The organism is Butyrivibrio sp. TB, assembly GCF_900110805.1.
GTDB lineage: Bacteria > Bacillota > Clostridia > Lachnospirales > Lachnospiraceae > Butyrivibrio > Butyrivibrio fibrisolvens_C.
In genome coordinates this window covers 1-13,879 of the sequence record NZ_FOER01000042.1, presented here as the reverse complement: position 1 = coordinate 13,879, position 13,879 = coordinate 1, and the positions used below count along the sequence as shown (strand labels likewise).

Here is a 13,879-nt window from a genome sequence, read left to right as displayed (position 1 = left end):
ATCAAATAACAACCCAACAGCCTGTATGAGCTTGTTATGCCAAGTCCTGCTCTTATGGCTATACTTGATCTGATAGCGCAGTAGCTGTCCAAATATCTGTGTCTCTCCATCTTGCTCTATCAAAAGAGATGGCAGCTCTATGTATCTTGCTGAATTATCTCTGTATGTCTTTGTGTATACCTTTACATAATTCATCTCTTATCCATCCATATAGATTGATTAACATATTATTTATAATACCATATACTATTCAATATGTGTATATAAAAAAGGTACTATATCTTGATAATATAGTACCTTTATACATAGTTTGATTATAAAATTATTACCTTATATAACTGTTGGGAAGGGCCTTTGCTTTAATATATATGATGATGGTAACTATTTATGGTCAATAGATGTGATCATATCATCTTCTTTTGATCCCGATGATGACGACTGGGCTACAGATGTAGTCTTTTCTTCAGAAGACGCATTCTCCTTTCGACAAGTTGCTGAGTGGGATGATGTGTTAGAAGATGCTATTCAGGATATGCTTAGATATCTTGATGAAGGCAAGTACGCAGATGATCTCAAAGAAAGATACACCGGCATATCAACCGGATTTGTAGACGGAGATCTGGAGCATCTTTACATACAAGAATAATTTTCAACGAAAGCGCTAGCATTTCCGGCCCTTATCCCACCTTTTACTGTTGCTCATATACAAAAGGGAAGTACAATGACGTTGGACTTTCAGATAAAAGAAAATTTAATTATTTATTTGTAATATGCAGAGACTTCAAGAAAACTCTTGTTGCCATCTATGTAATCTTTATATGCAGTTTCTGCATCTTTTCCGCGAAACACCTTACAAAGTCCGCACATGTCACAGTCAGAAATGCATGGATATCTTTCTTTTATATATGCTCTGCGCTCTTTTGAAGTGGAATTTCCTATCTCAGGTGCACCTGTCATAACAACTGTCTCCTTAGTGTATCTGCCTGCTGGAAAAAAGATATCATTTTCCGATGCGATTATCAGAAGAGGAGCCTTAAACGATATCATCTCCATCTTCTTATATTCCCTGGGAGGTCTCATCTCCATCTTGTATGATGACATCATGATATCGAAGAATTCTCTCCATACCGGATCCCCTTTTCCTCCCATGGACTCAATCACTGCATCAAGTGTTTTCCCGGGCATCCCGATCACATCCGGCGCAATGATATAGTATTCCTCCAGCAACGGAAGAAACAGTTTAAGATTCAATGTTGTGATCCCATTTCCGCCATGTATTGTACATATCCTTGGCTTTTCAGGATCACCAACGAGAAGGCAATGGGTTTTGCCGAATGATGTATCAAAATAATCTTCCGAAATGTATCATCCGCAGTAGATCTGTATCGCTCGGTGAGTAAATTCAGCAGTTCCTTCTCCACCCATCTTATCAATATTCTCGGTGAATTCGCCGCCACCGGCATACATCTTACCGAGACTTGAAAGAATCTCCTTAGTACATTTATAAAAATGCTCGGTAATAAAGCCCTGCAGTTTCTTTACCTGATCCTGAACTTCTGCAGAAGCAGGATCCTGATCCTTCATAGCTCCGAACTCTTCAAAGATTTTCATAAAATCGGCCATCATACTTTTTTCTTCGCTCTTTGACCGCTTACCGTTCTTCTCTTCGAATTCCTTATATTCCGGAGTATTGCCCCACCGTTCTTTTGCGCGCTTAGCGTATTCGTCTAATTTACTTGAATCAAATGCTGTAAAATCCAAATGTCTCACTCCTCTCAGTTTTAAACCACGGCACATACTGATCAGATTTTCGATGTGTTCCTTCTTTAATTCTAGAAGTTCTATCTGCTGGTCAAGTGCCAATCTCTTGTCAAAATCAGATCTGGTTACGATATCCTTGATATCCTTAAGCGGAAACTCAAGCTCACGAAACAGTAAAATCTGCTGAAGTCTCTCCAGCGCCGCATCGTCATACAGCCTGTATCCGGACTCGGTATACTCCGCCGGCTTTAAGAGTCCTATCTTATCGTAATACTGCAGCGTGCGTATACTCACTCCAGTCAGTTTACTCACTTCATTTACTGTCTTCATGGCTATCATCTCCTTCACGTGTGATTACATCATAAACCATTACGTAACGTCATAGTCAAGCAAAAATAAATAATTTTGTTTCTACATTCTTATTTTCTGTCATTATGCTTCTCCTGTTATCTCTTTAGCAAGTTCCAAAATTTCAAAGGCATATTTTTCCTTGCCCTTTTTAAGGAGCTTCTTGTATAAAGGATAGTTGATGATACAAACTGCAGCACCTACTATTCCAAGAAGCACCCCGATGACCATGAAAATTACTCCTGTTCCAAAGACGCTAAGTCCAAAGCACATTCCTGTGCCAAAGATCAAAGTCCCAATAATTCCAAGCGTCATGGCTGTTATAAATGCCGGAAGCTTTGCTCTTTCATCAAGCTTTTTAAGCTGCCTTACCTTATTTGTTTCCTTTGGCATGTAATCCTTTGCAACACTTTCTGCATAAACCTTATCTAAATCGTTCATCGTATTCTTCTCCTTCTTTTCTCTTGAATGTTCTTTTTATGCGATCTTTCCTGTTTCTTTGAGCCATCTGATCTCGTCACGTATGGTCTCTCTATACGACCTTGTGGTATAACCCAGATCCTTACTTGCTTTACTTGAATCAAATCGGTTGTTTCTTGCAAGGTTGTAAACGGAGAATGTTGTCATAAGAGGCTTTTCTCCAGTCTTCTTAGCCTTTTTCTCAAGTACCCCGGCAATCAGGTTTGCTACTGATATTGGTAAAAAGAACTTCATCTGCTTGCAACCGCTCTCCTCTGAAACAAGCTTTGTAAAATCCTTAAAACTAACAGGCTCATTTCCAAGGATGTAGCACTCTCCGCTTTTGCCCTTATCAGCTGCCCCAATGAGTCCGTCAGCCAGATCTCTTACATCACACAGATTAAAGCTTCCGTCAATTCCGGCGGGCATCTCACCATTGATGATATCAACCAGAGTCTTTGTGGTCTCACCCATTGCAAAGTCTTCAGGTCCAAGGATTCCTGATGGATGGACTACGCACGCGTTAAGACCTTCTTTTGCAGCTTTGAGCACCACGTTTGTTGCCATAGCCTTTGACAATGAGTAGCAGCCTTTGATTCTCTCAGGATCAAGGGGAATAGATCCTTCGCACTCTCTTATGGTTCCTTTTTCTTCCTCAGGTATTGCTCCTGTTGATGAGCAATAGACAAGCTTTGATACTTTGTGCTCTTTGCACATCTCTATGATGTTTTCTGTTCCACCGACATTTACATCCATAACTTTCTGACTGTAATCAGGATTTACTGTTACGATGCTCGCTATGTGGAGCACGATCACTTCTGTATCTTCAGGCGTCTCAAAGAATCTCTCCAGGTCATCTTTATTACAAAGATCTCCGTATACGATTTCTACTTCTTCCGGAAGATATGCGGCTGACTTATCACCTTCAAGGACAAATGCCCTTACTTTTTCATTTCTTTCAACAAGCTTTCTGCAGACTGTGCTTCCAAGAAATCCTGCTGCTCCTGTTACCAGATACATCTTATTTGTTTTGCTCATTTATCTTTTCCTTTCTTATTCTCAATTTGTTTTTTTGCTCTTTGCTTTGAGCTTGAAGTCATTATAGGAAAATGAGCACACAAAAAGAACAACACTTTTTGCAAAATGTGTTGATTTCAGGAGTACAGGTCCCGACACGTTTTGTAAAAAGTGTTGATTTGTAAATCCGATATAGTTTTTTACTGCTCTATGGCTTGATGAATACTTCCTTAATTCATCAATTATCGTGCCGATATCACCATCGATACAGATGGCCTGTTCCACACCGTCACCTTCCTATTCAATGATCTGTACTCTTCCGGGCTTTCTCGGCTTGCTGACCGGTTGTTCTCCGTCGATATATCCGAGGATCACAAAGCCCTGACACCCACCATGCTGGGCATACTCGACCAGGTCATACAGATCAGACGTATCTGACATTGCGAAAGCAAGTCTATCCTGACCGTAGATTTTTTCTATGTAAAGACCACTTACCTCTTTGAATCTCTTTATCATTTCAACTGCATGCCGTCCTTAAAAGCATTGCCCACCTTTTCTCCAACTCCGTAATATCCATTACCAAATGGATCAAAGCTTATAGGCTTAAGCTTTGTGATATCAACTGCTCCATCTGTCACTACGCTTTCATCTGCAGAGACATTTACGATTTCTCCAATCAAAATGCCATCCTCAAAGCTCTTTACCTTACACTCAAGAGCAACAGGAAGTTCATCAATCAAAGGTGCATCAACAAACTCACTCTTTGTTGCGTGAAATCCGGCCTTTTCAAATTTGTCAGGTACTTTTCTTCCTGATTCTATCCCAACATAATCGCAGGGAATCACCTGGTCTTCAGTAGCAAGGCTTACATGGATACATCCAGCCAGATAGGGATGTCATCAGCCACAGCAAAAGGACATACTCCACCTGGCTCCTCACAAGATGTATCGGTCTCTGTTACCATTATATAGTTAGTAGCGCTTACTCTGCGTATGTATTTACCTATGGCTGATGATAACCTGGGGTTATATCAGAATTATCTGTTCAAGATCAGGAAGTTCCGATGGCAGCTTCATCGGTTTGAATACTAATCTCTAACGCGTCTGTTAATCTTTTAATGGTATCAATACTACGTTTATATGGGCTGCTGATTGCGACATCCCTTATTCCATATAGTTTTCCTCCAAAATTCTCAGTCCTTCCTTATAATCCTGTCCCAAAGCTTCTGAATAGCATCTTTAAATGTTGCTTCCTTCGTCAGCAATTTCTGTATTTCTTTATTGTTTTCTGACCATGATTTGTCCATAATCTATCTTCTCTCATCGATTAATCCGGCATTATTCCATATTGCTTTCTTACATTTTAACAAAAATCCAGGGAGTCTTTTTATTGCTACTTTATGCTATTGCTTTAGTTCTTTTGCCAATTAAACAATAGTATGTCACCATGAGCATCAGAAAAGCGCCTATCCATGCAGATACTTCAGAAATGGCAATTCCCTTAAATCCGTTCCTTCCTACCCAAAAGCCAAAGATCAGTCTCATAATGACTTCGAGCCCGCCTGAGAGCATTGGTATAAAGGTATTGCCCAACCCCTGAACAGAGTATCTGTATACAAAAAGCCAGCCCAGGGCAAAAAAGCTTATTCCCATGATCGGCATGAAATCGGTACAATAACCGATTATCATGTTGTCAGTCAGCAGCATCCTTGCCAGGCTTCCGGGCACAAATATCATAAGGAGCGATATAGGCACATTCACAAGTGTAGAGAGCATCAGGCCCTGTCTTACTCCTGTGCGTATCCTGTCATATTTGCCAGCGCCCTTATTTTGCCCCACAAAGGTCATCATGGAAAGACCTACGGACATTCCAAACTGCTCAAAGAGTGATGCAAATTTCATGCAGGCTGAATATGCTGCCACATATGCGCTTCCCATAAGATTTACGAAGTACTGCAATACCATGGCCCCTGCAGCTGTGACCGAATTCATAAATGCCACAGGAAGTCCTATTTTCATCAGTTCAACCAATATATTCTTTTCATCTGCTATTTCTGACGTGTATTTTCCCAGACTCATAAAATCGATGGTTCTAAGCTTTTTAAGGCACAAAAGGTATGATACAAACTGAGAGACCACTGTTGCCACTGCTGCTCCGACAACTCCTGTGCCAAAGGCCATTATGAAAATAATATCAAGCATGATGTTCACGAGTGATGAACAGATCATAGCAGTGAGGGGCGTTCTGGAATCTCCCATTGACTGGAGAATTGTAATCTCAAGGTTATTCATAACCGTCACTACAATTCCCAATAAGATCACAGCAAAATATCTATACGAATCGTCAAAGATATCTTCAGGAGTGTTCAAGAACGTCAGCATCTTATTGAGCAAAGAAACGCATACAACAGTAAAGGCTATTCCAAACGTGATACTGAGCTTCTTGGCTGCTCTGATGTATGCATTCAGCATAGCCATATCGTTTTTTCCAAAGCTCTGGGCAAAGGTTATGCCAAATCCTCTGGTCATCCCCACAACAAATCCAAGTATAAGGAAGTTAAGTGTCCCGGTTGCCCCAACAGCAGCCAGCGCCTGATCCGAGATTCCCTTGCCAACTATAATGCTATCCACAAGACTATATAGTTGTTGGAAAAGATTTCCCCATAATAAGGGCAAAAAGAACAGTATGATCTGTTTCATACTGTTTCCTGAGGTCATATTTTGTGTGGTCTGTTCTGTATTTGTCATGGCCGCTCTCTTTGGTCTTTCTCTTGATGTTAATTATTTAATAGTTAAGATTATTTAAGTATCCAGGCTCTGCACCAAGCTCATTTGCAGCCCTAAGCACTTCTATTCTTGTAGTAACAAGCAAATCAATATCTTCTAAAGTTGCCTTTCTGAAATCCATTTTTAACCTCATGTCGCGAGCAAAGCGAGTGACTAATGGTTCAAATTGGTGGAGCTCGCGACACCAATTTGGGTTTGAAAGTGGAACACTTTCAAACTTCGTCCTCTTATCCCATACCATATACTTTAGCAATAATTATAATTCATTTGAGACATTTATTGCTTCTGTATTTTTTGAAAAAAGGACATAAATATCCGCTCCGCACATTTCTCTCATTTAGAGCTTTAGTACCATCATGACAATTACTAAAAAAACTGTCATCCTACGCCAATGGCAGGCAATACCTTTTGCTCGATAAAATCCACTCTGTCATATATCCTCGGCTTAAACGTACCTGTCACTCCAACAGATACTTTTTTCTCTTTGTTTATATAGATGATATTTCCGCTGTCACCAATCGCCGCATATACCTCTTTATCATCATAGGGTTTGTACCATAAGTAGCCATAGTTCATGAAGCCAAACCGTTCGCCTAGCTTGAGATGGGGAGAGAGCATATCTTTCAGATATTCTTCTGAGATTATTCTATTTCCGTTATACAGGCCATCATTCAACACCATAGCGCCGATTACAGCCATATCTTTCGCTGACATACATAAGCCCCAGCCCGCAGTAACGCAGCCCCGAGGGTCGCTGTACCATTCATATTTCCTTGGATTCTTATTCATGAAAAAATCAAACTGATCTTCTTTTGAGCTGTCTCCATGCGCTATTCGCTCAGGAAGGTTCAACGGCACAAACAGATTATTGTTGGCAAAATCTATGCACTTCTCATCGGCTGCCTTCTCGATTATCCCTGCCAAAATCTGAATACCAAGCGTAGCATACCTAAATTCACCTGTGATTCCGCTGCGGCCTCCAAGATAATCAAGTATCGCTATCGTAAAGTCCTGTGAAGTACATACCTTTTTCCAGGGTTCTGACCTGCCTTTATAAGGAGCTGTCATAGTGAGCAGATGCCTGATTGTGACATCATATATGGTCTTCTCCCCACGCTTTACAATGTAATCAGGGAAAAAATCTATCACCTTTTGATCCACGTTTTTGATAAAGCCCTTGTCCAACGCAATTCCCACAAGTAACGCCATAATTCCTTTGGTAACAGAATTGACATTCATAGCATTTAAGGTCTTAAATCCGTGCCAGCAGTCGTCATAAACATCCAGCCCTTCTTTAATCGCATAAATCTGGCAAATGTTACTCTCGTTTCTGGCGCTTTCAGAAACGTATTTATGAAGTTGTTCTTTCGTCATTAAAAAGCCTCCTGTTAGGAATGATTCGGACGTCCTAAGAAAAGGCTAATATGATTAAAAATTGTTTTCAAGATTCTTTATCTTTTTTACTTCGTCATTTTTTACTTCTTTATTCCTCTTACTCCAAAACAAGCTCTTCTCCAGACTTGAGTATTATCTTACCTGGTGCATCAAAGCTCTCTGCAACACTTATATCAAAACCGCTTTTATCCTTCACCGGTTCCATGTGGTAAGGAATCGTATGCTTTGCGCCTATTGCCTTTGCACACATTGACGCTTCAGCCACATCCATGTTGAATACTCCATCGCAGCACAGAAAAGCGTAATCCAACTTCCTATCTGCAAATCCTGCCATAGATGGAGTTGTAGATGTATCTCCGGAAAAATATGCTTTTACACCGTCAGAAAATGTAAGTATAAAACCGACACATTCTGTGACGTTGTGATTCTTGTTATATCCAGCTTCTACAGTTTCAATAGATACAAAACCAAAATCATAATTCTGATATTCGCCATCTTTGAGAGCATCTGACCATTTAATTACAGAGCATCCTTCATTCTTTGTAGAGATAAGATCCACCTGCGTGTGATCATAGTGTCCATGTGTCATGAGAATAAGATCTGCCGGAAGATCATAGCCATCCCCCAAGAATGGATCAATATAAATAACTTTCCCCTCACCTGTAACAATCCTTACGCTTCCATGTCCCTGATAAAGTAATGTTGCTGCCATGTCATTTTCCTCCGTGTTTTCTATAAGTTATTTCTTTCCATTTTCTTTTGGTAAATCTATAATCTTCATTTAATCTTTTCAGCATTTTTATTTAACTCCTCAAGTGTATAGCTATCTTTTTCCACCAGATCATAGATATCCTTGCCGGCTTTTTCTTCGAAATATGCTTTCAGCCTCATGTTTGAATCCCACTTCGCCTGCGGGAAATTGCCATAACGCCTTTTTACATCATTCATACGATCCTCGATGTTCATGACGCTTTCACTACCGGCAAGTGCATCGCAGAGCTGGATAAGCATGTCATATTCGTCAGCTTTAATCTTCCCCAGTTCTGTCTGAATCAGTTCATACTCATCTTCCGAAGTATCAACCTTTCCGATGTACTCATCAAGTCTCATATTATTGAATGAGTGTGTAAGACAAATTCTGGCTACTTCATCATATCCAAGTGACATCATATATGAGTATCCATCCGAAACATGGCCCAAATGCCTTACTCCGAATTTTCTTCCAATGTCATGAAGAAGTCCCAAGATATAAGCTTTCTCCGGGTCCATTCCGCCGCAGCCTAATGCGATCTTCTCTGCGCAGTGCGCAGCCACACGGCTATGATTCCCCCATGGTCCGGGATTGCACTTCTCTGCTTCTTCTAATAGACTTTCTGCTTCTGATCTTGTCGGTAACATATTTTCTCCCCAATTTACTGTCTCTCAGCCCACTCAAGAATTATTCTCTTATCATATTCGTTAAGGTTTTCAGGCAACTCATTTTTCTTAAAAAATCTATGTTCCATTACCTCTTCGGGATCATTGACGATATCACCTTTGACCTTTGATGTGCTTGCTACCTCACCTGAGGGTATTAATGTATTTTTCAAATCTCTGATTATGTGACCCGATCGTATTTTCCGAATCAACATATTCAAGAAAAGCCTCTTTATCAAGCCATTTATAAGCTACTGTTTCGCCTTCCTGCAGCGTTACACTGTCTTTATCACAGCTCACTCTGGCCAGATATGAATAAAACATAGCTCTGCTTGGATCTTTGAACAGAACATTGACAAGTTCCATGCTATCGGGAACAAGTCCTGTCTCTTCAAGGAGTTCTCTTGTAGCTGCTTCAAGCGGCTCTTCTCCGCTAAGAGCTGATCCACCTGCACTGGCTTCCCAAAAACCTGGGTATACATCTTTATCATCACTTCTCTTCATCAGAAGATACGTTCCATCCTCATGAACCACAAGGATATCTACGCCAAGGTGATATCTTCCTTCCGGAATATCTTTGTAATTACCAAAGCCTCTTCCCCATGTTTCTCCGGTTCTATTTCCGTCGCGATCATACAAATCCCAAATTTCAGCCATAATATCCAATTCCTCCACTTGTTTACCATGTTTCTTCTAACAAGACCACATTTACCAATGCACAAATTCTCCGGCTATAATGCCTCGAACATTTTCATCTGCCAGAATATCATATTTCTCAGGATGCCTGTACTTATCGCCCATGATATCACCACTTCTGTGCTTCCTAAGGCTATCAAGGTCAAGATCTGCAACATAAACTCCCGGCTCACCTGAAGCCTCAAACACACACATATCACGTCCCCACGGCACTCCGTCAAAAAGAGTCGAATGTCCATTGCAATCAGGATGCCCCATTATGTCTTCCCCCACAATATGCATTACATCTGTGTTTCTTTAATGATACATTATTCAATCATAGAAAAAAAGAGGCTCCTACGAATCATCTTTCGCAGAAACCTCTCATAACTTGTTGACCACGTTCCATTATCTTTTGGAAAATGGAAGTAAATGCCACTATAGAAAACGTATTTTTTATATTATTTTATTTCCCGATCAGTTTCAGGAACTTCTTGTCATTCATCTGCTCATTGGTTACATACTCACCATCACAAAAGAATGCATACGTTGTAACAGGTGTAGGTGCACTCTGCGCTTCATCCTTTGTCTGTATCTTGACCGCCTTGAAAGGAATCTTGTTCTTCTTTGCTGTTTCTTCAAGGACCGGAACATACTTGGCATTGAAAGGACACTGATTTGTATAATACAAAACATACCCTTTCTCATCTATATGCGGATGCTTGGCACATTCCTTAATTGAAGGCACCTTAGCTTTTTTATCAAAAGGAAGATACATAAGCTGTATTCCGTTGTCCGCTTCATCGCACACTTCAAAGCCCTTGTACTTTAAGAACTTTGGATCTGCAAGGAATGGTTTTTTCTTAGCTGATGACAGAATACAAAGACCTTTTTTGCCTTTCTCTTTACTATCCTCAATACATGCGTTAAGAAGATCAGAAGAATAGCCGTGTCCTTTAAAAGAGCCGGATACCCACAGGCAATCTATGTACATATAACCATCTGCATCGATCGGAACCCATGCGTTCTCGGCAGGGATATACTCTATAAAACACTTACCGCGCTCTGCACTCTTTAAAAAGACAAGCCCCTCATCAAATCTGTCCGTAAGCCAGGCTTTCTTTGACGCAACTTGGACATCTTTATTATTTGAAATCGCGCAGCATATGTGCTCCTGTTCCAGATTGTCCTTCGTAACTTTGATATACTCCATGGCCTTAACCTCCATCGTCAAACAAACTCATCTGCTGATATTTTTCAGGAAATTCACTCATGAACCTAAAGCAATCTTCCGGATCTGACATGATCACGTTTTCTTTGCAAGTCTTTCGAAATAGCTCTGGTGCATTCTGCTTAACTTCCTTTCCGCTTTATCGGATGCCTTATAACTGTCTTTAACTTCTCCGGAGCAACTTTCCTTGCATCACTTAGATATATTTCATGATGAAGGCGCTTATCAGTAATATCAAGAACATATCCCTGTGCCTCCATAAATTCATGCATCATCTTAACCGTTGCAGGCTCATCATCATAAGAACCTATGTGCATACACTGAACGCAAAGCCCTTCATCTACAGTCAGGAACTCCACATTTGAAAAGTCCATTTTCTTTTTCTTCGTCGCCTCAGATACTGCCCAGTTGAAGTCTTCCTTTGTAACAAAATCAGGAACTCGGATCACAGAGATCCAGTGAAAGTCTTCTTTATGGGAGTAATCGATTCCTGCTACCATGCTTCGCTCAGCTGGGTCAGTTTGTGTTTTAGAATTTTCTGATGGTCGTTCCTCCTGCCACCAAAATCCTTCTAGCGGTGGAACCACATAATCAAAATATCCCTCAATACGATGATCACCTTTCTTACTCATCTTTATTGTAAAGGCAATTCCATATAGTAATCCAATAGATTTTTTATAATCACTATCTTCCTGGTTCGGATCTCCCGCTCCTCGTACAGCAATATAATTCATGCTCGGAACCGTAATAATACCAGGTTTATTCTTGGGAAAATAAAACTCTTTATATTCTTTCTTAAAATCAAAAGCCATATTTATTAACCTCTAAGTCTTTTTACACGTTCTTCATGAATAATTTCTTTCCATAGCCTCAACTATATTTCTTATTTTCTCTCTTGCTTCCTTGGGTTCAAGTAGCTCTGCCTTATCTCCAAACGTCAGCATCCAGGTAACCAGATTGTCCATATCAGTATAGTCAGCTTTAAACAATAATCTTCCGTCCGGCTCCTGAGTAAAGCACTCCGGCCCAAACTCTTCTACAAGCCTCCATTTAACATCCTCTGTAAAAAGAGCTTTTACCTTTATTCCACCAGGAAATATCTTTTCTGTAGACAAGTCTGGCGTTGGAACATCTCTGCAGACAAACTCAGTATCCGACATAGTAACCTTATCCATTCGGTTAAGCTTGAACAGACGAAAGTCATTATTATCTGCGCCCTTCCTTGGTCCATTAAGACCTACTCGAGGCACACTACCACCAGAAACACTACGTCCCCATACATACCAGCTGGACCATTTGAATACAATATAATAAGGTTCAAGCTCGCGAATACTTTCGCCTTTTTGATTGTAGTAAGTAAACTTTAATGTATGTCTACTTTCAATCGCATTTTGTATAACTTCTATCTTTGGAGCAAGTGATTCCCGGTACCAGGATGACAGATCGATCAAAATAGAATCCCTGCCGCTTACAAACTCAGAGGAACCTGCCTTTATCTTCTCCATGAGCTGCCCATAATACCTGCTTCCGCTCACACTATCAAGGCTTCTGAGTCCTGCAAGTATCATCTGCATATCCCTGGATGTCAGGATTGTCCTGTCCATACGATATCCATCCATGATACTGATTCCGCCGCCAACCCCCTGGGATGTCTGTATCGGAATCCCAGCCTTGCACAAAGTTTCGATGTCTCTATTGATAGTCCTTTTGGACACCTCGAAACGCTCTGCCAACACAGGAGCTGTAGTTTTCTCTTCCTGTAACAATACGGAAAGTATTCCGATCAACCTGTCTATCTTCATTTTCTTTACTCCACATTCATCATATCAACCCAAACATGTCATATATATGTCATGTTTATTATATCAATTTTTTTGCTAAAAACCGTAATGTGATTTAAAAAATAAACTTCCAACTCATTAGACACAAAAAAGGCTGATGAAGACTTCTAATCTCCATCAACCTTTTCCTACAAAATCTCACACATATTAAATTGTCTAAAGCCTTGCATATTCCCAGGGCAGCAATTATTTATTGATTCCGTTTGCAATCACAACGTTGATGTTATCAACTTCAACTTTTTCCCAAACCTTCTCAAGCACATATGGCTCATTTGCAATGATCAGTGCTTTCATTAGTTCTCCTCTGGCTCTTTTTTCATAAAAATTTTGTAGTCCAAGTAGCACATAGCTGCTCCTACTACTCCCATGTATACACCAACCAGATATGGATCAACTCCAGGTGCTTTAGAAAGGATTACTGTCATAACACCTGCAAATAGCGGCACCCACATTACATTGATCAAAAAAGCTTTTTCGTTCTTTTTCATTACTGCAGTCCTCCTTATGATGCATTTTCTTAACTTCTTTTATTTAAGCAGCACTGTAGTGTTGTCCTTTACAAGTGGTATCTTATATAGTCTTACTACATCCTTAGGCTTAAAGTCATGGTCTTTTCGCATAGTAGCTTTAACAATTAGCACCCAATTCATATCCAATGTCATTTAGTTAACATCACGAGTTAGATTCTTTATTTAGGGTCTAACTCATTTTTTATATAAAACAGTTGACATAGTGAATCAAATATGCGGCCGCTCTAACTACTGATTGATTTTTAAGAGGTAGTTAGAGCGGCCCTTGAAATTAGCAATGTAATCATTGTTTCAATTTCAAGGAGGTTCAAAAATGTCATTTGCTCTACAAGTCAAAGATTCGCTACTTAATATTATTTCTAACATGTCAAAAGATGCAGGAAAGTTTTCTATTAATCCTGACAAGTTTTTTTCTAGAAA

At 40.1% G+C, this 13,879-nt stretch carries 19 protein-coding genes and 1 pseudogene; 1 reads left to right on the top strand and 19 read right to left on the bottom strand.

Annotation, left to right across the window (positions count from 1 at the left end; genetic code table 11):
- Positions 1 to 195: pseudogene (locus BMX21_RS18540) on the bottom strand (gamma-mobile-trio recombinase GmtY); the annotation flags it as partial.
- 205 nt (positions 196 to 400) lie between these two features.
- Between BMX21_RS18540 and BMX21_RS18535 the strand changes: the two are divergent.
- The gene (locus BMX21_RS18535; RefSeq protein WP_092046891.1) at positions 401 to 646 is read left to right on the top strand and encodes a hypothetical protein; all 246 of its coding nucleotides are present in this window, start codon (positions 401 to 403) and stop codon (positions 644 to 646) included.
- Positions 647 to 759: 113 nt separating this feature from the next.
- Here BMX21_RS18535 and BMX21_RS19805 read toward each other — a convergent pair whose 3' ends face one another.
- The 18 genes from BMX21_RS19805 to BMX21_RS18450 form a co-directional block, all read right to left on the bottom strand.
- The gene (locus tag BMX21_RS19805) at positions 760 to 1,251 is read right to left on the bottom strand and encodes a hypothetical protein (protein WP_242952965.1); all 492 of its coding nucleotides are present in this window, start codon (positions 1,249 to 1,251) and stop codon (positions 760 to 762) included.
- Between the two features lie 114 nt (positions 1,252 to 1,365).
- Positions 1,366 to 2,091: a MerR family transcriptional regulator gene (locus tag BMX21_RS18525; protein ID WP_092046888.1), complete on the bottom strand. Its 726-nt coding sequence runs from the start codon at positions 2,089 to 2,091 to the stop codon at positions 1,366 to 1,368.
- A 102-nt stretch (positions 2,092 to 2,193) separates the two neighbouring features.
- On the bottom strand, positions 2,194 to 2,550 hold the full coding sequence (locus BMX21_RS18520; RefSeq protein WP_027218515.1) for a dihydropteridine reductase: 357 nt from the start codon (positions 2,548 to 2,550) through the stop codon (positions 2,194 to 2,196).
- A gap of 36 nt (positions 2,551 to 2,586) precedes the next feature.
- Positions 2,587 to 3,606 (bottom strand): NAD-dependent epimerase/dehydratase family protein, encoded by a 1,020-nt coding sequence (locus BMX21_RS18515; protein WP_092046885.1) that lies wholly within the window; start codon positions 3,604 to 3,606, stop codon positions 2,587 to 2,589.
- Between the two features lie 21 nt (positions 3,607 to 3,627).
- A complete protein-coding gene (locus tag BMX21_RS18510; protein WP_092046881.1) occupies positions 3,628 to 3,870 on the bottom strand; it encodes a hypothetical protein in 243 nt (80 codons plus the stop codon).
- Between the two features lie 12 nt (positions 3,871 to 3,882).
- Complete coding sequence (locus tag BMX21_RS18505) at positions 3,883 to 4,101, bottom strand: hypothetical protein (RefSeq protein WP_092046877.1); 219 nt, start codon at positions 4,099 to 4,101, stop codon at positions 3,883 to 3,885.
- The gene (locus BMX21_RS18500) at positions 4,098 to 4,430 is read right to left on the bottom strand and encodes a flavin reductase family protein (protein WP_334292644.1); all 333 of its coding nucleotides are present in this window, start codon (positions 4,428 to 4,430) and stop codon (positions 4,098 to 4,100) included. The genes BMX21_RS18505 and BMX21_RS18500 overlap by 4 nt, the downstream gene beginning before the upstream one ends.
- 552 nt (positions 4,431 to 4,982) lie before the next feature.
- Entirely contained in the window at positions 4,983 to 6,332 is a 1,350-nt protein-coding gene (locus BMX21_RS18495) for an MATE family efflux transporter (protein WP_092046873.1), read from the bottom strand.
- A gap of 37 nt (positions 6,333 to 6,369) precedes the next feature.
- Positions 6,370 to 6,492: a hypothetical protein gene (locus BMX21_RS19890; RefSeq protein WP_278305264.1), complete on the bottom strand. Its 123-nt coding sequence runs from the start codon at positions 6,490 to 6,492 to the stop codon at positions 6,370 to 6,372.
- Between the two features lie 257 nt (positions 6,493 to 6,749).
- Positions 6,750 to 7,745 carry a serine hydrolase domain-containing protein gene (locus BMX21_RS18490; protein WP_092046870.1) on the bottom strand — a complete coding sequence of 332 codons (996 nt, stop codon included), beginning with the start codon at positions 7,743 to 7,745 and terminating at the stop codon, positions 6,750 to 6,752.
- 118 nt (positions 7,746 to 7,863) lie between these two features.
- Positions 7,864 to 8,478 carry an MBL fold metallo-hydrolase gene (locus BMX21_RS18485; protein ID WP_092046866.1) on the bottom strand — a complete coding sequence of 205 codons (615 nt, stop codon included), beginning with the start codon at positions 8,476 to 8,478 and terminating at the stop codon, positions 7,864 to 7,866.
- 65 nt (positions 8,479 to 8,543) lie between these two features.
- Positions 8,544 to 9,164: an HD domain-containing protein gene (locus BMX21_RS18480; protein ID WP_022755865.1), complete on the bottom strand. Its 621-nt coding sequence runs from the start codon at positions 9,162 to 9,164 to the stop codon at positions 8,544 to 8,546.
- A gap of 162 nt (positions 9,165 to 9,326) precedes the next feature.
- Positions 9,327 to 9,839 carry an NUDIX hydrolase gene (locus BMX21_RS18475; RefSeq protein ID WP_092046862.1) on the bottom strand — a complete coding sequence of 171 codons (513 nt, stop codon included), beginning with the start codon at positions 9,837 to 9,839 and terminating at the stop codon, positions 9,327 to 9,329.
- A 51-nt stretch (positions 9,840 to 9,890) separates the two neighbouring features.
- Positions 9,891 to 10,136: a hypothetical protein gene (locus BMX21_RS18470; RefSeq protein WP_092046858.1), complete on the bottom strand. Its 246-nt coding sequence runs from the start codon at positions 10,134 to 10,136 to the stop codon at positions 9,891 to 9,893.
- A 187-nt stretch (positions 10,137 to 10,323) separates the two neighbouring features.
- The gene (locus tag BMX21_RS18465) at positions 10,324 to 11,070 is read right to left on the bottom strand and encodes an N-acetyltransferase (protein WP_022755869.1); all 747 of its coding nucleotides are present in this window, start codon (positions 11,068 to 11,070) and stop codon (positions 10,324 to 10,326) included.
- A gap of 140 nt (positions 11,071 to 11,210) precedes the next feature.
- The gene (locus tag BMX21_RS18460; RefSeq protein WP_022755870.1) at positions 11,211 to 11,900 is read right to left on the bottom strand and encodes a GyrI-like domain-containing protein; all 690 of its coding nucleotides are present in this window, start codon (positions 11,898 to 11,900) and stop codon (positions 11,211 to 11,213) included.
- A gap of 33 nt (positions 11,901 to 11,933) precedes the next feature.
- The gene (locus BMX21_RS18455) at positions 11,934 to 12,890 is read right to left on the bottom strand and encodes a helix-turn-helix transcriptional regulator (protein ID WP_092046855.1); all 957 of its coding nucleotides are present in this window, start codon (positions 12,888 to 12,890) and stop codon (positions 11,934 to 11,936) included.
- Between the two features lie 332 nt (positions 12,891 to 13,222).
- Positions 13,223 to 13,417 (bottom strand): hypothetical protein, encoded by a 195-nt coding sequence (locus tag BMX21_RS18450; protein ID WP_092046851.1) that lies wholly within the window; start codon positions 13,415 to 13,417, stop codon positions 13,223 to 13,225.
- Positions 13,418 to 13,879: the final 462 nt, after the last annotated feature.